Source organism: Curtobacterium sp. UNCCL17, assembly GCF_000686685.1.
Taxonomy (GTDB): domain Bacteria; phylum Actinomycetota; class Actinomycetes; order Actinomycetales; family Microbacteriaceae; genus Curtobacterium; species Curtobacterium flaccumfaciens.
In genome coordinates this window covers 120,830-140,473 of record NZ_JMLI01000017.1, presented here as the reverse complement: position 1 = coordinate 140,473, position 19,644 = coordinate 120,830, and the positions used below count along the sequence as shown (strand labels likewise).

Genomic DNA, 19,644 nt, shown 5'->3' with positions numbered 1-19,644 from the left:
TCCTTCGTTCAGGTGACGCGCATTGGAGCGCGACAACGAGCGTAACCGATGCGGCGGACTTTGTCAGCACATGACGCAACCGCCTGGAGGCCCGGTGCCGGTCTCGGGGACCGGCACCGGGCCTCGAGGCTGGTGCGTCAGCGCGCGGGGCGCGACCCGTGGTTCCGACCGCGGATCGCGCCGCGCATCAGATCGCGCCGCGCATCAGATCGCGTCGCAGATCGCGTTTCAGATCGCGGGGACGATGATGTCGCGGACCAGGGCGTCGAGCTTCGCGTCGGCGTCCAGGAACTGCCGGAGCGTCGTCACGGTCGCACCGAAGCGGTCGAACTCGTCGATCGTCATGCCGTCCACGTCGTAGCCGCGGGCGAACTCCGGCGTCGCGGCCCGGAGCGCCTCGATCACGTGCACGGGGACCTCGTCGTCGATGGCGTGCGGACGGAACGGGAACGCGTTGTCGTTGATGTCCTTCGTCCACTGGAACGGCGGCGACACCACCAGGTCACCGCCCTGGAACTCCGACCACTGCAGTGCGTTGCGGAACGCGGCGACCAGCACGCGCGAGCGGAACCCACGCTCCCGGAAGACGCGGTAGGCGTTCTTCACCGCGGCGACACCGGCCCACTCGAGGATGCCCGGGTCCACCATCACGTGGTCGCGCTTGACGACGGTCTTCAGCCAGTCGTCGAAGCGGCCGGCCATCAGGGTGACGACGTGGCCGAACTCCTGCTCCGGCAGGCCCTCGGCAGCACGGCGGTCGAGGGCGCGCTCGATGGCCTCGCCCACGGCGACGACCTGCGGCACGGTGAAGGACACCGTGGCGTTGATCGAGACCCCGCGGTAGGCGGCTTCCTCGATCGCGGCGATGCCGACCTTCGTGGCGGGGATCTTCACGATGATGTTCGGCGCGAGCTGCGAGAACCGGACGGCCTGTTCGACGAGCGCGTCGGCGTCGCGGTGGAACCGGGGGTCGGTCTGCATGGACAGTCGACCGTTCCGGCCGCCGGACGCCTCGAACGCGGGCAGCAGCTGCGCCGCGGCGGCGATGGAGAGCTCCTCGACGGCCTTCCAGCCGACCCAGGACTCCCCCGCCGTCGGGTGCTCCTCGGCGATCTCGCGGATGCGCGGGACCCAGGTCTCCGGGTCCTGCCGGATGCAGGTGTACGCGATCACCGGGTTGCAGGTCGCACCGACGGCACCGTACTCGTGGATGGCGGTCGACAGTTCGCGCGGGTCGGCGGAGTCGTTCCACAGGGCGGTCGGGGTCTGCTCCGCGGCCTGCAGGGTGACGGGACGGGAGTCGGCGTCGGTGGACGCCTGCGTCTCGAGGGTGGTGGTCATCGGTGGAGTCCCTTCGTGATCGTGTCGAGCTGGAACCGCGACACCGCGTCGGCGTTCTCGTCCTCGGCGAAGACGCTCGAGACCGCGACGGTGTCCTCGCGCGCCGAGAAACCGACCCGGTCGAGCGCCGCCCAGAAGGCGTCGAAGTCGACGTCCGCCTGGCCGACCGGCAGGTGCTGGTGCACACGGACCGGGTTGCCGGGCGGGTTCGTGATGTAGCGCAGGCCGTGGGAGCGACGGTGGTCGTACGCGTCGGCGACGTGGACCAGCTGCAGCGAGTCGCCGGCTGCGTCGATGATCTCGTCCATGTTGCCGCCGTAGTGGAACGTGTGGCAGGCGACGTACACGAAGCCGACGTGCCTCGAGTTCAGGCCGCGGATCACCCGGAGCGCCTCGAGCCCGTCCTCGACGAAGTCGTCGGGGTGCGGGTCGATGAGCACACGGATGCCGGCGTCCTCGATGATCGGCAGCAGTTCCTCCATCGACCGGTAGAACTGGTCCTCGGACTCCTCGGCACGCTCGGGGCGGCCGGAGAACTCCGTGTTGATGGTGTCCACGCCGAGGCGCTTCGTGATCTCGATGACCCGCTTCCACTTCCGCACCGCAGCCTGTCGGGCGTCCTCGTCCGGACCCGACCAGCGCAGCACCGGCAGCACGCTCGCCACCTGGACCCCGGCGTCACGGCAGGCCGCGGCGAACGCGTCGACCAGGTCGTCGTCGGCCTTCGGGTGCCGGTAGAAGGGGATGAAGTCCTTGTGCGGCGTGAGCTGCAGGTACTCGTAGCCGAGCTCCGCGACCTTGCGCGGGAACTCGAGCAGCGACAGGTCGTGGTGGAACGGGGTCGGGTCGAGCGCGATCTTCGGCATCGATCAGGCCCCGGCGAGCGCAGCGGTCGCGTCGCTCGTCGCGTCGCTCGTCTCGTCGTAGAACGCCGGCTTCGTGACCGCGTACTCGACCACTTCGTGCGCGCCGGACTGCTGGGCCCGGACCGCGACCTCGGCGACGACGGAGGCGGTGTAGCCGTCCCAGGCACTCGGCCCGTCGATGCCGCCGGTCCGGGCAGCGTCGACCCAGCGCTGGACCTCTTCGTCGTAGGCGGCACCGAACCGCTCTTTGAAGGACGGCGTGACGCCCTGCGAGGTCGCCCCGGCTGCGGCGAGCGAGAGCGAGGTGTCGCGGCCGATGTAGGCGACGCCGGACTCGAACACGGCGTCGGTGGTCACCTGGTAGCCGAACTGGGCGTTGACGTTGATCTCGACGATCGCCATGGTGCCGGACTCCGTGGTGAACAGGACGAACTGCGGCTCGGGCAGGTCGGCCGGCGCGAGGGAGTTCTTGCGCGGCTTCTTCACCTCGACGCTCGTGATCGCTTCACCGGTGAGGAACGGGATGATGTCGATCTCGTGGATCACCGAGTCGTGGATGAGCATCGACTCGCTGAAGTTCGGCGGCGTCGTCGGGTTGCGGTGCGCGTGGTGCAGGGCGAGCAGGGCGCCGTTCGCCCCCGACTCGCGCAGGGCCTTGAGCTCCTGGTACCCGGCGTCGAACCGGCGCATGAAGCCGACCTGGATGACGGGCCGGGCGGCGTGCTGCTGCTCGAGCTCCACGATGCGCAGCGAGTCCTCGGCGCTGGTCGTCAGCGGCTTCTCGCACAGGACGGTGAGCCCGCGCTCGAGCGCCGTCACCAGGATCGGCTCGTGCAGGAAGCCCGGCGTCGCGATGATGACGGCGTCGATCTCGGTCTGCTCGAGCGCCTCGTCGAAGGACGCGGCGGTGATCGCGCCGGGCGCCAGGGCGGCTGCCGCGGCGGCACGGGCCTGGTCGGGCTCGACGACGGCGACGACGTCGGCGTTCGAGATCTTGGCGGTGATGCGGCGGACGTGGTCGGCGCCCATCATGCCGGCGCCGACGACGGCGACGCGGAGGTTCTGCGTGGTGGTCATGGTGGTGTTCTCCTGGGGTTGTTGACGCTGCGTGGACGGCGCGTCAGGAGGCGCGGGCGGCCGACGTCGAGCCGAAGATGTGCTGGAAGGTGCGCTCGGCGATCGGGCCGGGGGCGTCGACGGAGCAGCCGTACATGTCCTGCTCGACGATGCCGAACACGTCCGGGTTGATCGCGGCGACGGCCTCGATGATCGGGGCGAGTTCCGGGGTGCCGTGCGGCGGCTCGGTCATGATGCCCTGCGACACGGCGGTCGCGAACGGCACGTCGTTCTTGAGGACGTCGAACAGCAGGTCGGTGTCGACCTGCTTGAGGTGCAGGTAGCCGATGCGCTCCGGGTGGGCGGCGATGAGCTTGAGGTTGTCGCCGCCGTAGTAGGCGAAGTGGCCGGTGTCGAGGCAGAGGTTGGTGTACTCGGGGTTCGTGACCTCGAGGAACCGCACGGTCTCCTTGTAGGTACCGACGTGGCTGTCCGCGTGGGTGTGGAACTGCTGGTGGACGCCGTACTCCTCGAGCAGCGCCTTGCCGAGTTGGTCGTGTCCCTTGCCGAGACGCTCCCACTGCTCGTCGGTGAGCGTGCGCGACTCGAGCACCTCTTCGGTGGCGTCCGAGCGCCACAGGTCCGGGATCGTCACCAGGTGCTCGGCGCCGAGCTTCGCCGCCAGACCGGCGACCGCGACGGCCTGGTCCCACGCACGCTGGAACTGGTCCTCGCCCTTGTGGAACCCGGTGAATACCGTGCCCGCCGACAGCTTGAGCCCGCGGGACTCGAGCTCGTCGGACAGCTGGGACGGGTCGGTCGGCAGGTACCCGTACGGGCCGAGCTCGATCCACTCGTACCCGGCGGCGGACGCCTCGTCGAGGAAGCGCTGCCACGGCACCTGCTTCGGGTCGTCCGGGAACCAGACGCCCCACGAGTCCGGGGCGGTGCCGATGCGGATCGATGCGGGCGCCGCGTCGGTCGCGGGGCTGCCGATGGGGGTGGCGGTGTCGGTCATGACGTCGCTGTCGCTTTCTGTCTCGTGAACGGTTCAGCCGAGCAGCGGACGCTGCGTGGCGACCTGCTGCTCGTACTCGGCGCGGGCGGCCTGGGTGCTGGGGAGGGTGGAGGTCTGCGCGACCGGCACGTCCCACCAGCCGTCGCCCTCGGGGGCGTAGACCAGCGGGTCGGAGTTGATGTGCACCAGGGTGGTGTGGTCGTTCGCCTTCGCCTGGCGCAGCGCGGCCTTCAGGTCCTCGATGCTGTCCGGGCCGGGCTGCACCTCGATGACGTCGACGCCGTACGAGCGGGCGTTGGCGGCGAGGTCGACGGGCAGGGGCTCGCCGTTCTCGAACGACTCGGTCTCGTCGAGGTAGCGGTACTTCGTGCCGAAGCGCTCGGAGCCGACGGTCTCGGACAGGTGCCCGATCGACGCGTACCCGTGGTTCTGGATGAGCACGACGATGATCTTGATGCCCTCGGCCACGGCGGTGACGAGCTCGGTGTGCAGCATGAGGTAGCTGCCGTCACCGACCATCACGATCGCGTCGCGGTCCGGAGCCCCGCGGCGGACCCCGATGCCACCGGCGATCTCGTAGCCCATGCACGAGAACGCGTACTCGACGTGGTACCCGAGCTCGTCCCGCACCCGCCAGAGCTTGTGCAGGTCGCCGGGCAGCGAGCCCGCCGCCTGGATCACGACGTCGCGCGGGTCGGAGACCGACTGCACGGCCCCGATGATCTCGGGCTGACCGGGCAGGTCTGCACCGGACGGGGCGAAGGCGCCGTCGACGGCGGCGTCCCACGCCGCCTTCAGCGAGGCGATCTCGGAGGCGTAGCCGGGGTCGACGACGTACGCCGTGTCCGACGTGAGCGACTCCGTCAGGGCGACCAGCGCCTCCCGGGCGTCCGCGATCAGCGGCAGCTGCGAACCGTGCTTGTACGCGTCGAACGCGGCCACGTTGACGTTGACGAACGTGACGTCCGGGTTCTGGAACGCCGTGCGCGACGCCGTGGTGAAGTCGCTGTAGCGGGTGCCGATCCCGATGACGACGTCGGCCTGGGCGGCGATCGCGTTGGCGGCCGCCGTGCCCGTCGCGCCGATCCCGCCGAGGTACTGCGGGTGGTCCCAGACCAGGGATCCGCCGCCGGCCTGCGACGTGCCGACCGGGATCCCGGTGGCCTCGACGAAGGCGCGGAGCTCGTCGGCGGCGTCGGAGTACAGCACCCCGCCGCCGGCCACGATGACCGGACGCCGGCCGGCTCGGATCGCGGCCACGGCACGCTCGAGCGGGCCACGCTCGGGCAGCGGGCGGCGGATGTGCCACTCGCGCGGCTGCAGGAACGCGACGGGCACGTCGAACTCCTCGGCCTGGACGTCCTCGGGCAGCGCGATCGTCACCGCACCGGTCTCGGCCGGATCGGTCAGCACCCGCATCGCGGCGAGGGCGATCGAGAACAGCTGCTCCGGACGCTCCACACGGTCGAAGTAGCGCGACAGCGGACGGAAGGCGTCGGTGACCTGCAACGACGTGTCGTGCGGCAGCTCGATCTGCTGGAGCACCGGGTCCGTGGTGCGCGTGGCGAAGGTGTCCGACGGCAGCAGCAGTGCCGGCAGCCGGTTCGTGGTGGCGAGTGCCGCGGCGGTCAGCATGTTGGCGGCGCCCGGGCCGACCGACGCCGTCGATGCGTAGGTCGCGCGGCGGCGGTGCATGCGGGCGAAGCCGACGGCCTCGTGCACCATCGCCTGCTCGTTGCGGGCCTGGTGGTACGGCAGCAGACCGGGCTGCTCGACGTGGAGCTGCTTGATGGCCTGACCGACCCCGGCGACGTTGCCGTGCCCGAAGATGCCGAAGATCCCCGGGATGGTGCGTTCGCGGACGTCGCCGTCGACGGTCCACTGGTTGGCCAGGAACTCGACGAGTGCCTGGCCGACCGTCATCTTCCGCGTGGTGGTGGTCACGCCTGCTTCCTTTCGTAGGGCAGTCGTGGGTCGATCGCTTCCGATGCCCACGCCTGCCGGACCCACCCGTGGGCGGGGTCGTCGGTGATGTTCCAGACGCGCTCCGGGTCGGGCCCGGCCATCACGTTGAGGTAGTACATGTCGTAGCCCGGAGCGGCGACCGCCGGACCGTGCCAGCCGTACGGCACCAGGGCGACGTCGCCGGTCCGGACCTGCCGGAACTCGTCGATGGCGCGGTCGTCCGAGGCGTACGTGCGGTGCAGGGCGAACGGGTCGGCGGCCTCGGGCGCGATCGACTCGAGCCCACGGGACACCGCGGCCTCGTAGTAGTAGATCTCCTCGAGGTTCGACTCCGAACCGGGCACGTTCGTGTCGTGCTTGTGGGGCGGGTACGACGACCAGTTGCCGGCCGGCGTGATCACTTCGCACACGATGAACTTGACGGCGTCGAGCGCCGCCGGGGTGCCGAAGTTGTGCACCTGACGGCTCGACTGCCCGGCGCCGCGGAGCTCCACCGGCACGTCCGGCCGGGCCAGGTAGGTGGTCGGCTTGACGGTGTCGGTGGGCGCCTCGGCGACGGCGAACCGGCCGCTGCCGGTGATGGTGGCCGCGGAGCCCGAGCCCAGGTACAGGACGTCGGTGGGGCCGTCGAAGACGCTCTCCCGCCCCTGCAGGGTCTGCTCGCCGTCACCGGCAGCGCCCGAGTGGGTCACGTGGAACGACCCGGCGAGCGGCACGACGATGCGCTCCACGGCGTCGGCCGGGAGGCGCAGCTCGCCCCCGTCGGTCAGCGCGCCGGTCCGGAGCCCGGTGTGCGCCCACCCCTCGATGCGACCGTCGACCACGTCGGTCCAGCCCGCCTCGGGCCGGGAGCCCGCCGGGATGAACCACTGGTCGTGCTGGTGCTGTTCGTTCGCCATGCTGCGGGTCAGTTGTTCGACGGGAAGCCGAGGTTGATGCCGCCGTGCGACGGGTCGAGCCACCGGCTCGTGATCGCCTTCTGACGGGTGAAGAAGCTCACGCCATCGGCACCGTACGCCTTGTGGTCGCCGAACAGCGAGTTCTTCCAGCCGCCGAACGAGTAGTAGGCGACGGGCACCGGGATCGGGACGTTGATGCCGATCATGCCGACCTGCACATCGCGCTGGAACCGTCGGGCGGCGCCACCGTCGTTCGTGAAGATCGCGGTGCCGTTGCCGTACGCGCCGGAGTTGATGAGCTCGAGGCCCTCTTCGTAGGTGGCGACCCGCACCACGCTCAGCACCGGACCGAAGATCTCCTCGGTGTAGACGCGGCTGGTGGTGGGCACCTGGTCGATCAGCGTCGGACCCAGCCAGAAGCCGTTCTCGTCGCCGTCGGGTCGGACGGTGCGGCCGTCCACCACAACCACCGCACCGTCCTGCTCTGCGACCTCGATGTACGAGGCGACCTTGTCACGGTGCTGCTTCGTGACGAGCGGCCCCATGTCGCACCCGCGACGACCGTCGCCGATGCGCAGGGTCGCCGCGCGGTCCTTGATCTTCTGGATGAGCTCGTCCGCCACCGGCTCGACGGCGACGACGACCGAGATCGCCATGCAGCGTTCACCGGCCGAACCGAAGCCGGCGTTGATCGCGTTGTCGGCGACCAGGTCGAGGTCCGCGTCGGGCAGGACGAGCATGTGGTTCTTCGCGCCGCCGAGGGCCTGCACGCGCTTGCCGTGCTTCGTGCCGGTCTCGTAGACGTACTGCGCGATGGGCGTGGAGCCGACGAACGAGATCGACTCGACGTCGTCGCTGGTGAGCAGGCCGTCGACGGACAGCTTGTCGCCGTTGAGCACGTTGAAGACGCCGTCGGGCAGCCCGGCCTCCTTGAACTTCTCGGCGAGCCAGATGGCGGCCGACGGGTCCTTCTCGCTCGGCTTCAGCACGACGGTGTTGCCCGCGGCGATCGCGATCGGCAGGAACCAGAGCGGCACCATCGCCGGGAAGTTGAAGGGGCTGATGATGCCCACGACGCCGAGCGGCTGGCGGATCGAGTAGACGTCGATGCCGGTCGAGACCTGGTCGGAGAACTCGCCCTTCATCAGGCTCGGGATGTTGGTGGCGAGCTCCACGACCTCTTGCCCACGGGCGATCTCACCCAGGGCGTCGTCGATGACCTTGCCGTGCTCGCTCGTGATGATCTCGGCCAGCTCGGCCTTGTCGCGGTTCAGGATCTCGCGGAACGAGAACAGGATCGCCTGGCGCTTGGCCAGTGAAAGGTTGCTCCAGCCGGGGAACGCCGCCTTGGCGCTGCCGATGGCCGCCTGGATCTCGGACTCGTCGGCGAGCGCGACCTGCTTGGTCGCGACGCCGAGCGCCGGGTCGTACACGGGGGCGGTGTTGCCCGACGCGGATTCGACGCGCTTGCCGTCGATCCAGTGCCCGACGGTGGTGGTGGTCGTGTCGGTGAGCGTCATGCGTTGCTTCCTTCCGAGATGGACGAGTCCATGGTGGTGGCGCCCGCGAGCCGAGCGGCTGGGTCGTGGGCATCTGTGGAGAACCCGCCCCGGGCCTCCTGGCTGTGGACGAGACCGGCGGCGACGTCCACGGCGGCGGCGACGTCGCCGTCCGAGGGGTAGAGCAGGGTGCGTCCGACGACCAGGCCGCGGACTCCGGGCAGGGCCAGGGCGTCCGCCCACTTGGCGTACGTCTCCAGCGGGCGCGAAGCCGGGTCGCCGCCGAGGAGCAGCGTGGGCAGCGTCGTCGCGGCCATCACGCGCTCCATGTCGTCGACGACGGGGATCTTGAGCCAGCTGTAGGCGCTGGACTCGCCGAGTCCCGCAGCGATCGCCATCGAGGTGATCACGGCGTCGGCCGACAGGTCGTTGACGACCCGGCCGTCCCGCCACTCGGACATGAACGGCTCGAGCATGATCGGCAGCTGGAGCGCAGCGGCCTCGCTGACGGCGCGGGCCGTGGCCTCGAGCGTCGGCGCGGTGCCCGAGTCCTCCAGGGCGATGCGCACCAGCAGCTTGGCGAAGTCGAGCCCGGAGTCCTTGATCGCCTGCGCCGAGTACGCCGTGTACCGGTCGTCCATCTCGAACGTGGCGCCGCGCAGTCCGCCGCGGTTCATCGACCCGACGACGACCTTGCCGTCGAGGGCGCCGAGCAGCGCGAGGTCCTCGAGGATGTCGGGGGTACCGAGCACCCCGTCGACCCCCGGACGGCCGAGGGCCGTGACGAGCCGCTCGAGCAGGTCGTAGCGGTCGGCCATCGCGGATTCGTCGTCGCGCACGGCCAGCGCGCCGCGTGCGGGGTGGTCGGCGGCGACGATGAAGAGCTTGCCGTCGTCGGCGAGCAGGGAGCGCTTGCGGCGGGCGTCGAGCGTGGCACGCACCAGGTCTGGCTGGCCGGCACGGATGTCGCGGAGGCGCTGGAAGTCAGCGGGGCTGAGCTCAGGCATGGGTCTTCTCCTCGGTGTTCGTCTCACCCGTGTACGTCTCACCCGTGTGGTTCGTGCCCTCGGCCGGGTTGTCGGTCAGGAACTGCTCGATCTCGTCGCTCGTCGGCATCGCCGTCGAGCACTCGAACCGCGTCGCGACGATCGCGCCGGCTGCGTTGCAGAACGCCAGGATCCGCTCGAGGCTCCAGCCCTGCAGCAGTCCGTGGGTCAGCGCGCCGCCGAAGCCGTCGCCCGAGCCGAGCCCGTTCACGACGTCGATGTGGTGCGGACGGAACTCGACGAACTCGTCGCGGGTCTTCGCCAGCACGCCCTTCGGCCCCTGCTTGACGATCGCGATCTCGACACCGCGGTCGAGCAGGGCGTCGGCGGCGCGGACCGGGTCGGTCTCCCCCACCGCGACCTCGCACTCCTCGCGGTTGCCGACGGCGACGGTGGCGTGCTCGAGGGCGATCGCGACCTCGCGCGTGGCGGCCTCGGGGCTCGACCAGAACATCGACCGGTAGTCCAGGTCCAAGACGGTGTGGGTCTTCGTGCTGTTCTGCGCGGCGGACCGGGCTTCGTACGCCACGTGGTGCGCCTGTCGGCTCGGCTCCTCGCTGAGGCCGGTCACCGTGGTCCAGAAGATCTTCGCGCGCTCGATCTCGTGCAGCGGCAGGGACTTCGCCGTGATCATCAGGTCCGGCGCCTTCGGGGCCCGGTAGAAGTAGAGCGGGAAGTCGTCCGGCGGGAAGATCTCGCAGAAGGCGACGGGGGTGTTCAGCCCCTCCACCGTCTCGACGAAGGCGTTCGCGACGCCGTACTCGGGCAGCGTGCGGGCGATGTACCGGCCGAAGGGGTCGTTGCCCGTCCGGGTGATGACCGCGGCGTCCGCGCCGTGGCGAGCAGCGGCGATGGCGACGTTCGTGGCGCTGCCGCCGACGGACTTCGAGAAGGTCGAGACGTCCTCGAGGGGGCCGGTCTGCTGCGGGTAGATGTCGACGCTGACGCGTCCCATCGTGATCACGTCGTAGGCGTGGGGAGCTTGGTTCGTCATGCGACGCGGTGGACCTTCCGTGCGGCTTCATCGGCGGACGATCACGACTGTACACCCTCTTTGCCCTAATGTCATGACATGGATTCCGAGGTCCGTCACGCGGGTCGCGAGGCGCCGGTCACGCCGGTTCTGCGGGGCGCGCCGGAGTGCCGGGAGGCGCGGTGTCGGTGGGTTCTGCCAGGGTCGCGACATGCAGATCCTCGCCCTGGTCATCGGTCTCGTGATCGGCATCGGCGTCGGTGCGGTCGTCGCCTGGTCGCTCGCCCGCTCGCGCGCAGGCGTCGACGCCGCGTCGGCCCGCGCGACGGCCGAGGCCCTGCGCGGCCAGCTCGAGGCGGTGCGGCGCGACGCCGAGGAACGCCTCGACGCCCAGGACACGCAGTACCGCCGCCAGGTCGACTCGCTCGAACGACGCTCCGCCGAACTCGAGCACCTGGTGCAGCGCATGCACGGCGTCGACGCGGCCCGCAACCAGAACGAGTCGAAGGTGCTCTCCGCGCTCAGTCCCGTGGCGCAGACGCTCGACGTGATGCGCACGAAGATCGCCGAGCTCGAGCAGTCGCGGAGCGAGCAGTACGGCGCGCTGTCGGCGCAGCTCCGGTCGGCCGCCGAGTCCGAAGAGCGCCTCCGTGCCACCGCCGACACCCTGGCCAGCGCCCTGTCGTCGAACAGCACGCGCGGCGTCTGGGGCGAGACGCAGCTGCGCAACGTGGTCGAGGCCGCCGGGCTGCTCGAACGGGTCGACTTCGACGTGCAGTCCTCCGTCACCACCGCGGTCGGCTCCGCCCGGCCGGACATGGTCGTGCACCTGCCCGGCGGCAAGACCATCGCCGTCGACGCCAAGGTGCCGTTCAGCGCCTACCTGCAGGCCGCCGAGATCCCGGCGACCGCCACCGGCGCCGAGGCAGCACGACGCGTCCAGCTCATCGCTCAGCACGTCAAGGCGCTCCGCGCGCACGTCGACGCCCTCGCCGCACGGGAGTACTGGACCGGGTACGACGCCTCACCCGAGCTCACCGTCGCCTTCATCCCGTCCGAGTCGCTCATCTCGAGCGCCCTCGCCGCCGACCCCGGGCTGCTCGACCACGCCTTCCGCAAGCGCATCGCCCTCGCCTCACCCGTGACCCTGTGGTCGGTGCTCAAGACCGTGGCGTTCTCGTGGCAGCAGGACGTCGTGTCGCAAGAGGCGCACGAGCTCTTCAAGGTCTCCCGCGAGCTCTACGGCCGGCTGTCCACGATGGCCGGGCACGTCGACAAGCTCGGCCGCTCGATCCGGGGCTCGGTCGTCGACTACAACCGCTTCGTCGGGTCCCTCGAGCGCCAGGTGCTGCCGAGCGCCCGTCGGCTGTCGCTGCTCGACGAGTCGAAGGTCATCGCGGACCCGTCCTCGATCGAGGACGAGCCGCGGCTGCTCACGGCACCGGAGCTCGTCGGCGCCGTCGACGAGGACTGACGGCGCGGCACCGGACCGCACCGTCGCACCGCACCGCACCGCACCGCACCGCACAACGGAAACCCGTCCGAACCACGGGATCGCGTGGTTCGGACGGGTTGCAGTGGTTCAGCGCGGATCCGCGCCGATCAGGACCGCGTGCGGATCAGAACCACTTCTCCGCACGGTGGTCCGCCTGGATGCGGCGGATCGTGTTCGAGCGCGAGCGGAGCACGAGCGAGTCGGTGTGGATGACGCCGCGCGAACGACGCACGCCGTCGACCAGGACGCCGTCGGTGACGCCGGTGGCGACGAAGAACGTGTTGTCCCCCGTGACCAGGTCGTCCTGGTCGAGGACCTTGTCCAGGTCGTGGCCGGCGGCGATGGCGCGCTCGCGCTCCTCGTCGTCCTTCGGCTGGAGCTTGCCGAGGATCACGCCGCCGAGCGCCTTGATCGCGCACGCCGTGATGATGCCCTCGGGGGTGCCGCCGACACCGACGCACATGTCGATCGTCGAGCCGGGCAGGGCGGCGGCGATGCCACCGGCGACGTCACCGTCGAGCAGCAGTCGCGTGCCGGCACCGGTCGCGCGGATGGCGCGGATCAGCTCGTCGTGGCGCGGGCGGTCGAGCACGGCGACGACCATGTCCTCGAGGTCCTTGCCCTTGGCCTTCGCCAGCGCGCGGATGTTGTCACCGATCGGCTTCTCGAGGTCCAGGACACCGCGACCCTCGGGGCCGGCGGCGATCTTGTCCATGTAGAAGACGGCGGAGGGGTCGTACATCGAGCCGCGGTCCGAGACGGCCATCACGGAGATGGCGTTCTGGCGGCCGGCGGCGGTGAGCGAGGTGCCGTCGATCGGGTCGACCGCGATGTCGCAGGCCGGGCCGTGTCCGTTGCCGACGTGCTCGCCGTTGTAGAGCATCGGGGCGTTGTCCTTCTCGCCCTCACCGATGACGACGACGCCGTCGAAGTTCACCGTGCCGAGGAACTTGCGCATCGCGTCGACCGCGGCGCCGTCGGCGAGGTTCTTCTCACCACGCCCGACCCACGGCTGCGCACGGATCGCGGCGGCCTCCGTCGCACGCACGAGCTCGAGCGCGAGGTTGCGGTCGGGCTGGAGGAACAGGGAGCCGGTTTCCGTAGTGGGAGTCACGACCCGAGCCTACCGACCGGCGGCCGACCCGCGGTCCGGACACCGGGCCCGTGCACGCATGTGCACGCCGGACGTGAGCCGACCGCGTAACCCGGACCGCGCCTCCAGTCCGGCTGACTACGATCGGCGGGGACATCACCGAAGTCGAAGGAGATCCACGTGCCCATCGCAACGCCGGAACAGTACGCCGAGATGATCGAACGCGCGAAGGCGGGCAAGTTCGCGTACCCCGCGGTCAACGTCTCCTCCTCGCAGACCATCAACGCGGTCCTCCAGGGCCTGCAGGAAGCCGGTTCCGACGGCATCCTCCAGGTCACGACGGGCGGTGCCGACTACTTCGCCGGCCACACGATCAAGAACCGCGCAGCCGGTGCCCTCGCGATGGCGAAGTTCGCCCACGAGGTCGCCAAGAACTACGACATCACGGTCGCGCTGCACACCGACCACTGCCCGAAGGACGCCCTCGACGGCTTCGTCCTGCCGCTGATCACGGCGAGCGAGGAAGAGGTCCGGCAGGGTCGCAACCCGATCTTCCAGTCGCACATGTGGGACGGTTCGGCCGTGCCGCTCGACGAGAACATCGAGATCGCGAAGACCATGATCGAGAAGACGCGGAACATCAACGCGATCCTCGAGGTCGAGATCGGCGTCGTCGGCGGCGAAGAGGACGGCGTCCAGCACGAGGGCACGAACGACGCGCTCTACACCACCCCGAACGACGTCGAGAAGGTCGTCGACGCGCTCGGCCTGGGCGACAAGGGCCGCTGGATCGCGGCGCTCACCTTCGGCAACGTGCACGGCGTCTACAAGCCGGGCAACGTCAAGCTCCGCCCCGAGCTCCTCGGCGAGATCCAGGCGTCGGTCGCCTCGAAGCACGGTACGGGCGAGAACCCCCTCGACCTCGTGTTCCACGGTGGCTCCGGTTCGACCGACGACGAGATCCACGAGGCTGTCCGCAACGGCGTCATCAAGATGAACATCGACACGGACACGCAGTACGCGTTCACCCGCTCGATCGCGGACTCGATGTTCCGCAACTACGAGGGCGTCCTGAAGATCGACGGCGAGGTCGGCAACAAGAAGCAGTACGACCCCCGCGCCTGGGGCAAGGTCGCCGAGACCGCCATGGCGGCCCGCGTCGTCGAGGCCGCGAAGGTCCTCGGCTCGGCCGGTCACGCCAAGGGCTGAGCAGGTCCGTCCGGTCGGGTCCACCGGCCTGGAGGAACGGGGTGCGTCCGACGGACGCGCCCCGTTCTGCGTCGGGTCGCCTCCACCGCGTGCCACGATGGGCGGGTGACCGTCGACGCCATCGCCTCCGAGTTCGCCCAGTTCGTCACCGAGTCGCCCACCGCGTTCCACGCGGCGGCGGCGACCCGGGACCGTCTCGTCGCTGCCGGGTTCACCGAGCTGTCCGAGCTCGACGCCTGGCCGACCGAAGCCGGTGCGTACGTGGTGGTCCGCGACGGCGCCGTCATCGCGTGGCGCCTGCCCGACGGTGCCGGCCCGACGACGCCGTTCCGGATCCTCGGCGCCCACACCGACTCCCCCGGCTTCCGCGTGAAGCCGAACCCCGGCGTGCGCACCGGGGGCTGGGAGCAGCTGGGCGTCGAGGTCTACGGCGGCGCGCTCCTGTCGACCTGGTTCGACCGCGACCTGCGGATCGCCGGCCGGGTCGTCGACGCCGACGGCAGCGTGCGGCTCGTCAGCACCGACGCGGTCGCCCGGATCCCCAACCTGGCGATCCACCTGGACCGTGGGGTCAACGACGGCAAGGAGATCGACCGCCAGCGCCACACCCTGCCGATCGTCGGGGTCGACGGCGACGCCGGCGGGACGGACGTGATGTCGTGGTTGCGTGCCCGACTCGGCGAGGGTGCGGTGTCGTGGGACCTGTTCCTCGCCGACACCCAGGCGCCGGCCCGGATCGGCATCGAGCGGGAGTTCCTGGCGTCCGGCCGGATGGACAACCTGACGAGCGTGCACGCCGGGCTCCGGGGCATCGTGGACGCTCCGACCGACGGTGACCACATCCCGGTGTTCGCGGCGTTCGACCACGAGGAGATCGGGTCGTCGACGCCGTCCGGTGCCGGTGGTCCGTTCCTCGAGGACGTCCTCGGCCGTGTGCAGGAGGGCCTCGGCGCCACCCGCTCAGAGGCCGCAAGGGCGTTCCGTGCGTCGTGGCTGCTGTCGAGCGACGCCGGGCACCTGGTGCACCCGAACCAGCCGGAGAAGCACGACCCGACGAACCGTCCGCGCCCCGGAGCCGGACCGCTGCTGAAGATCAGCGCGAACCAGCGCTACATGACCGAGGCGAAGGGCGAGGCCGTCTGGGCAGCGGCGTGCGAGACCGCCGGTGTGCCGTGGCAGCCGTTCGTCAACGTGAACACGATCCCCGGCGGCTCGACCATCGGCCCGATCGCGGCGACGCGGCTCGGGATCCCGACGATCGACATCGGCGTCGGGCTGCTGTCGATGCACTCGATCCGGGAGCTCGTGCACGTCGACGACCTGGCTGCCCTGCACGGAGCGGTCGCCGCCTTCCTGGCCGGCTGACCTCCGGGCGGCGTCGGCTGCTGGGTGGTCGCGACTCCCCGCGCGCATCGGGCCGAGAGGTCACGAACTGTCGCTCGCGCCGGTGCCGAACGACACGTTCTGACCACTCGACGGCGGGCCCGCGGTGTGTTGCGACCACCCGGCAGTCGGTGCTGCGCGCGCCCGCGAGGCTGGCCACGCTCGCCGGAACGGCACCGCACCGCGACTGGCCGACGGACGGGCTGCCGAGAGGTCAAGACTCCCCGCGCGCGCAGGGCCGAGAGGTCACGAACTGTCGCTCGCGCCGGTGCCGAACGACACGTTCTGACCACTCGACGGCGGGCCCGCGGTGTGTTGCGACCACCCGGCAGTCGGGGCTGCGCGCGCCCGCGAGGCTGGCCACGCTCGCCGAAAGGGCACCACACCGCGACTGGCCGACGGACGGGCTGCCGAAAGGTCACGACTCCCCGCGCGCCCAGGGCCGAGAGGTCACGAGCTGTCGCTCGCGCCGGTCCCGGACGACACGTTCTGACCACTCGACAGCGGGCCCGCGGCGTGTTGCGACCACTCGGCGCGCGGAGGCCGGCACCGCGAGCAACCCGGCGGTCAGGCGGTCAGGCGCCGCCGGACTGCCGCAGCATGAAGTCGACGAAGGCCTGGTCCTGCATGACCACGACGACGAACGCGATCACGCTGATCGCCGTGGCGACGACGGCTCCGACCAGCGGCACCCAGAACGTCCGCTTCCGTGCTCGGAGCCGACGGATGGACCACCAGGCGACCAGGGCGAAGACGACCACGTTGGTGATCGCGGCGACGGCGGCGGCCGTGCTGAGGGCACTCGGGTCGTTCAGGGCCGTGTACTGGGCCTCGAGGGTGCGCCGCACGGTCGAGGCGACCTTGCCGACCGACAGCGACTGCACGACGGAGACGAGCCCGAAGGCGAGCAGCCCGACGGTGAGTACGAAGTCGGCGGGCGTGCGGCCGAACCGGCTGCGGGCCATCGACCCCTGTGCCCCGGCAGGGATCGCCCCGGAGCGGGCATCCGTGCCGGCGCGGTCGCCGTGGACGCCGTCGCTCGGAGCAGCGTCACGCGCGCCGGCGGCGGAGGCCTGGTCCTGCCGTTCCCGTGCCTGACGCTCACGCTCCTGGCGTTCCTGCTCGACGAGGACCGGGTTGACCCACCCCTCTGGCGCGTACTCGCCGTACCCGGGTGCGGGACGGCCCTGGGGCCGGTCGTCCACGGAACCGGCGGCCGACGTCGGGGACGCACCCCGGGCCTCCTGGCCGGCACCGGAACCGGCGTCGACCAGGTTCGCCGGGTCGCGACGCGGGACCGAGGTCCAGCCGTCCGCGCCGCTCATGCCCGACGCCCGCCGAGCGCGCGCGTCGGGTTGCCCGAGGCGTCGGTGCGGAGCTCCTTGGGGAGCGAGAACATCAGGTCTTCGTGCGCGGTGACGACCTCTTCGACGGCGGCGTACCCGGCGTCGGCGAGCTGCTCGAGCACCTCGGCCACGAGTTCTTCCGGCACGGACGCACCGCTGGTCACGCCGACCGTCTCGACACCGTCGAGCCACTCCTGCTGGATCTCTTCCGCGTAGTCGACACGGTGGGCGGCCCGCGCACCGTGTTCGAGCGCGACCTCGACCAGACGGACGCTGTTCGACGAGTTCGCGGAGCCGACCACGATCACCAGGTCGGCACCGGGCGCGACCTTCTTGATCGCGACCTGGCGGTTCTGGGTGGCGTAGCAGATGTCGTCCGACGGGGGGTCCTGGATGGCCGGGAACTTCTCGCGCAGCAGCCGCACGGTCTCCATCGTCTCGTCGACGCTGAGCGTGGTCTGCGACAGCCAGACGAGGTTGTCCGGGTCGGGGACCGACAGGGCGGCGACGTCGTCGGGGCCGTTCACCAGGATCGTGCGGTCCGGGGCGTGCCCCATCGTTCCCTCGACCTCTTCGTGGCCGGCGTGCCCGATCAGGATGATGGTGCGCTCGGCCTTGGCGAACCGGGTGGCTTCGCGGTGGACCTTGGTGACGAGGGGGCAGGTGGCATCGATGGCGTGCAGGTCGCGCTCGGCGGCACCCGCGACGACGGCCGGCGACACACCGTGGGCGCTGAAGACGACGTGCGAACCCCGGGGGACCTCGGCCACGTCGTCGACGAAGACGGCACCGCGCTGCTCGAGCGTCGACACCACGTGCACGTTGTGGACGATCTGCTTGCGGACGTAGACGGGCTCGCCGTACTGCTCCAGGGCCTTCTCGACCGCGACGACCGCGCGGTCCACCCCGGCGCAGTAGCCACGGGGTGCCGCGAGCAGCACCTTCTTGGGGCCGGCGACCGGTTCGTCACGCAGTCGGCCCCGTGCCGCGTGCACACGCGGCGGGGCGAGCGGGACCGTGTGGCCGTTGGTGATCGTCACGTCCCTGATGATAGGTGAGCAGCACGCACGCGACCTGGGCGCGCGGGGCGCCTGTGGAGAACACGAGGGCCGTCCCCTGTCACCGGTCTCGGGCACGATGGACGTCCCAGCAGGACAAGGAGCGACATGGCGATCGAACAGGGCCCGCCGACGGCCGACAACCCGTGGCCGGTCGCGCTCCTCGGCGCGAAGCTGCGCGACTGGATCGACCGGCTCGGCACGGCGTGGGTCGAGGGCGAGATCACGCAGTGGAACGTCGCCGGCGGCAACGTGTACGGCAAGCTCAAGGACGTCGAGGTCGACGCCACCGTGTCGTTCTCCATCTGGTCGAGCGTGCGCTCCCGGGTGCCGGCGGACATCAAGCAGGGCGACCGCGTCGTCGCCGCGCTCAAGCCGAACTACTGGGTCAAGGGCGGCTCGCTGACCATGCAGGTCGTCGAGATGAAGCACGTCGGCCTCGGTGACCTGCTCGAACGCCTCGAGCGCCTCCGTCGCACCCTCGCCGAGGAAGGGCTGTTCGACCCGTCCCGCAAGCGCCGTCTGCCGTTCCTGCCGCATCGCATCGGTCTGATCACCGGCAAGGACTCCGACGCCGAGAAGGACGTCAAGCGGAACGCGCAGCTGCGGTGGCCCCAGGTGGAGTTCCGCACCGTGCACACGGCCGTGCAGGGCGAACGGACCGTGGGCGAGGTCACGGCGGCGATCCTCGAGCTCGACGCCGATCCCGAGGTCGACGTCATCATCATCGCCCGCGGCGGCGGTGACTTCCAGAACCTGCTCGGCTTCAGCGACGAAGGACTCGTCCGTGCCGCGGCCTCGGCGTCGACCCCGATCGTCTCGGCGATCGGGCACGAGGCCGACCGCCCGATCCTCGACGAGGTCGCCGACCTGCGCGCCTCGACCCCGACGGACGCCGCCAAGCGCGTCGTGCCCGACGTCGCCGAGGAACTCGCCAACGTCCGGGCGGCCCGCGCCCGACTCGGGCTGCGGCTCTCGCACACGCTGTCGGTCGAGGCCGACCGGCTCGCCGCGCTGCGGTCGCGGCCGGCCCTGGCGTCGACCGCGTGGCTCGTCGACACCCGTGCGGAAGAGGTCGCGCGCGACCTGTCCCGTGCCCGCGAACTGCTCGACCGCCGGCTCGAACGCGGGCACTCCGAGGTCGGCCACCTGACCGCCCGCCTCCGCGCGCTCTCGCCCCGTGACACCCTGCGCCGCGGATACGCCATCGTGCAGCGTGCCGACGGGGGTGTCGTCCGCGGCACCGACGACCTGTCCGGCGCGACGCCGGTGCACGTCACGCTCGGTGCCGGCACGGCCACGGGCACGCTCGAACCGGACGACCCCGGCCCGGACGGCTCCTGACCACCACGGGTGTTCTCCACAGCCTGGGACCGGGCGTCGGATCGTCGGTGGAC

At 70.8% G+C, this 19,644-nt stretch carries 16 protein-coding genes; 4 read left to right on the top strand and 12 right to left on the bottom strand.

Annotated features, from left to right (window positions below):
- Window positions 1–228: 228 nt before the first annotated feature.
- From BR70_RS0100815 to iolC, 9 genes are read right to left on the bottom strand one after another with little or no spacing between them, the layout of a single operon-like run.
- The gene (locus BR70_RS0100815; RefSeq protein WP_051596499.1) at window positions 229–1,341 is read right to left on the bottom strand and encodes a transaldolase family protein; all 1,113 of its coding nucleotides are present in this window, start codon (window positions 1,339–1,341) and stop codon (window positions 229–231) included.
- Window positions 1,338–2,207, bottom strand: coding sequence for a sugar phosphate isomerase/epimerase family protein (locus BR70_RS0100810; RefSeq protein ID WP_027464526.1), 870 nt, complete (start codon window positions 2,205–2,207; stop codon window positions 1,338–1,340). Before BR70_RS0100810 ends, BR70_RS0100815 begins: the two co-directional genes overlap by 4 nt.
- Before the next feature lie 3 nt (window positions 2,208–2,210).
- On the bottom strand, window positions 2,211–3,284 hold the full coding sequence (locus BR70_RS0100805; protein WP_027464525.1) for a Gfo/Idh/MocA family protein: 1,074 nt from the start codon (window positions 3,282–3,284) through the stop codon (window positions 2,211–2,213).
- 43 nt (window positions 3,285–3,327) lie between these two features.
- Window positions 3,328–4,281 (bottom strand): sugar phosphate isomerase/epimerase family protein, encoded by a 954-nt coding sequence (locus BR70_RS0100800; RefSeq protein ID WP_027464524.1) that lies wholly within the window; start codon window positions 4,279–4,281, stop codon window positions 3,328–3,330.
- A gap of 33 nt (window positions 4,282–4,314) precedes the next feature.
- A complete protein-coding gene (gene iolD / locus BR70_RS0100795; RefSeq protein WP_035807757.1) occupies window positions 4,315–6,204 on the bottom strand; it encodes a 3D-(3,5/4)-trihydroxycyclohexane-1,2-dione acylhydrolase (decyclizing) in 1,890 nt (629 codons plus the stop codon).
- Window positions 6,205–6,221: 17 nt separating this feature from the next.
- A complete protein-coding gene (gene iolB / locus BR70_RS0100790; RefSeq protein WP_027464522.1) occupies window positions 6,222–7,145 on the bottom strand; it encodes a 5-deoxy-glucuronate isomerase in 924 nt (307 codons plus the stop codon).
- 8 nt (window positions 7,146–7,153) lie between these two features.
- Window positions 7,154–8,665, bottom strand: coding sequence for a CoA-acylating methylmalonate-semialdehyde dehydrogenase (locus tag BR70_RS0100785; protein ID WP_027464521.1), 1,512 nt, complete (start codon window positions 8,663–8,665; stop codon window positions 7,154–7,156).
- Window positions 8,662–9,651, bottom strand: coding sequence for a class I fructose-bisphosphate aldolase (locus tag BR70_RS18845; RefSeq protein ID WP_035807563.1), 990 nt, complete (start codon window positions 9,649–9,651; stop codon window positions 8,662–8,664). The genes BR70_RS0100785 and BR70_RS18845 overlap by 4 nt, the downstream gene beginning before the upstream one ends.
- A complete protein-coding gene (iolC, locus tag BR70_RS0100775; RefSeq protein WP_027464520.1) occupies window positions 9,644–10,684 on the bottom strand; it encodes a 5-dehydro-2-deoxygluconokinase in 1,041 nt (346 codons plus the stop codon). Before iolC ends, BR70_RS18845 begins: the two co-directional genes overlap by 8 nt.
- A 190-nt stretch (window positions 10,685–10,874) precedes the next feature.
- Between iolC and BR70_RS0100770 the strand changes: the two genes are divergently transcribed.
- Window positions 10,875–12,137, top strand: coding sequence for a DNA recombination protein RmuC (locus tag BR70_RS0100770; RefSeq protein WP_027464519.1), 1,263 nt, complete (start codon window positions 10,875–10,877; stop codon window positions 12,135–12,137).
- 145 nt (window positions 12,138–12,282) lie between these two features.
- Here BR70_RS0100770 and glpX read toward each other — a convergent pair whose 3' ends face one another.
- Entirely contained in the window at window positions 12,283–13,272 is a 990-nt protein-coding gene (gene glpX / locus BR70_RS0100765; RefSeq protein ID WP_017886722.1) for a class II fructose-bisphosphatase, read from the bottom strand.
- Between the two features lie 159 nt (window positions 13,273–13,431).
- On the opposite strand from glpX, the gene fbaA reads away from it, so the two are divergent.
- On the top strand, window positions 13,432–14,460 hold the full coding sequence (fbaA, locus tag BR70_RS0100760; RefSeq protein ID WP_027464517.1) for a class II fructose-bisphosphate aldolase: 1,029 nt from the start codon (window positions 13,432–13,434) through the stop codon (window positions 14,458–14,460).
- Between the two features lie 105 nt (window positions 14,461–14,565).
- A complete protein-coding gene (locus BR70_RS0100755; RefSeq protein WP_027464516.1) occupies window positions 14,566–15,825 on the top strand; it encodes a M18 family aminopeptidase in 1,260 nt (419 codons plus the stop codon).
- 593 nt (window positions 15,826–16,418) lie between these two features.
- Here BR70_RS0100755 and BR70_RS0100750 read toward each other — a convergent pair.
- Entirely contained in the window at window positions 16,419–17,168 is a 750-nt protein-coding gene (locus tag BR70_RS0100750; RefSeq protein ID WP_027464515.1) for a DUF6264 family protein, read from the bottom strand.
- Window positions 17,165–18,229: a 4-hydroxy-3-methylbut-2-enyl diphosphate reductase gene (locus BR70_RS0100745; RefSeq protein WP_081827167.1), complete on the bottom strand. Its 1,065-nt coding sequence runs from the start codon at window positions 18,227–18,229 to the stop codon at window positions 17,165–17,167. Before BR70_RS0100745 ends, BR70_RS0100750 begins: the two co-directional genes overlap by 4 nt.
- A gap of 126 nt (window positions 18,230–18,355) precedes the next feature.
- Here BR70_RS0100745 and xseA point away from each other — a divergent pair, with 126 nt between their 5' ends.
- Complete coding sequence (xseA, locus tag BR70_RS0100740) at window positions 18,356–19,591, top strand: exodeoxyribonuclease VII large subunit (protein ID WP_027464513.1); 1,236 nt, start codon at window positions 18,356–18,358, stop codon at window positions 19,589–19,591.
- Window positions 19,592–19,644: the final 53 nt, after the last annotated feature.

Excerpts from the sequence above, each read along its gene's own strand:
- BR70_RS0100815 (WP_051596499.1), bottom strand. The coding sequence starts at position 1,341 with ATGACCACCACCCTCGAGACGCAGGCGTCCACCGACGCCGACTCCCGT.
- BR70_RS0100810 (WP_027464526.1), bottom strand. The coding sequence starts at position 2,207 with ATGCCGAAGATCGCGCTCGACCCGACCCCGTTCCACCACGACCTGTCG.
- BR70_RS0100805 (WP_027464525.1), bottom strand. The coding sequence starts at position 3,284 with ATGACCACCACGCAGAACCTCCGCGTCGCCGTCGTCGGCGCCGGCATG.
- BR70_RS0100800 (WP_027464524.1), bottom strand. The coding sequence starts at position 4,281 with ATGACCGACACCGCCACCCCCATCGGCAGCCCCGCGACCGACGCGGCG.
- iolD (WP_035807757.1), bottom strand. The coding sequence starts at position 6,204 with ATGACGGTCGGCCAGGCACTCGTCGAGTTCCTGGCCAACCAGTGGACC.
- iolB (WP_027464522.1), bottom strand. The coding sequence starts at position 7,145 with ATGGCGAACGAACAGCACCAGCACGACCAGTGGTTCATCCCGGCGGGC.
- BR70_RS0100785 (WP_027464521.1), bottom strand. The coding sequence starts at position 8,665 with ATGACGCTCACCGACACGACCACCACCACCGTCGGGCACTGGATCGAC.
- BR70_RS18845 (WP_035807563.1), bottom strand. The coding sequence starts at position 9,651 with ATGCCTGAGCTCAGCCCCGCTGACTTCCAGCGCCTCCGCGACATCCGT.
- iolC (WP_027464520.1), bottom strand. The coding sequence starts at position 10,684 with ATGACGAACCAAGCTCCCCACGCCTACGACGTGATCACGATGGGACGC.
- BR70_RS0100770 (WP_027464519.1), top strand. The coding sequence starts at position 10,875 with ATGCAGATCCTCGCCCTGGTCATCGGTCTCGTGATCGGCATCGGCGTC.
- BR70_RS0100750 (WP_027464515.1), bottom strand. The coding sequence starts at position 17,168 with ATGAGCGGCGCGGACGGCTGGACCTCGGTCCCGCGTCGCGACCCGGCG.
- xseA (WP_027464513.1), top strand. The coding sequence starts at position 18,356 with ATGGCGATCGAACAGGGCCCGCCGACGGCCGACAACCCGTGGCCGGTC.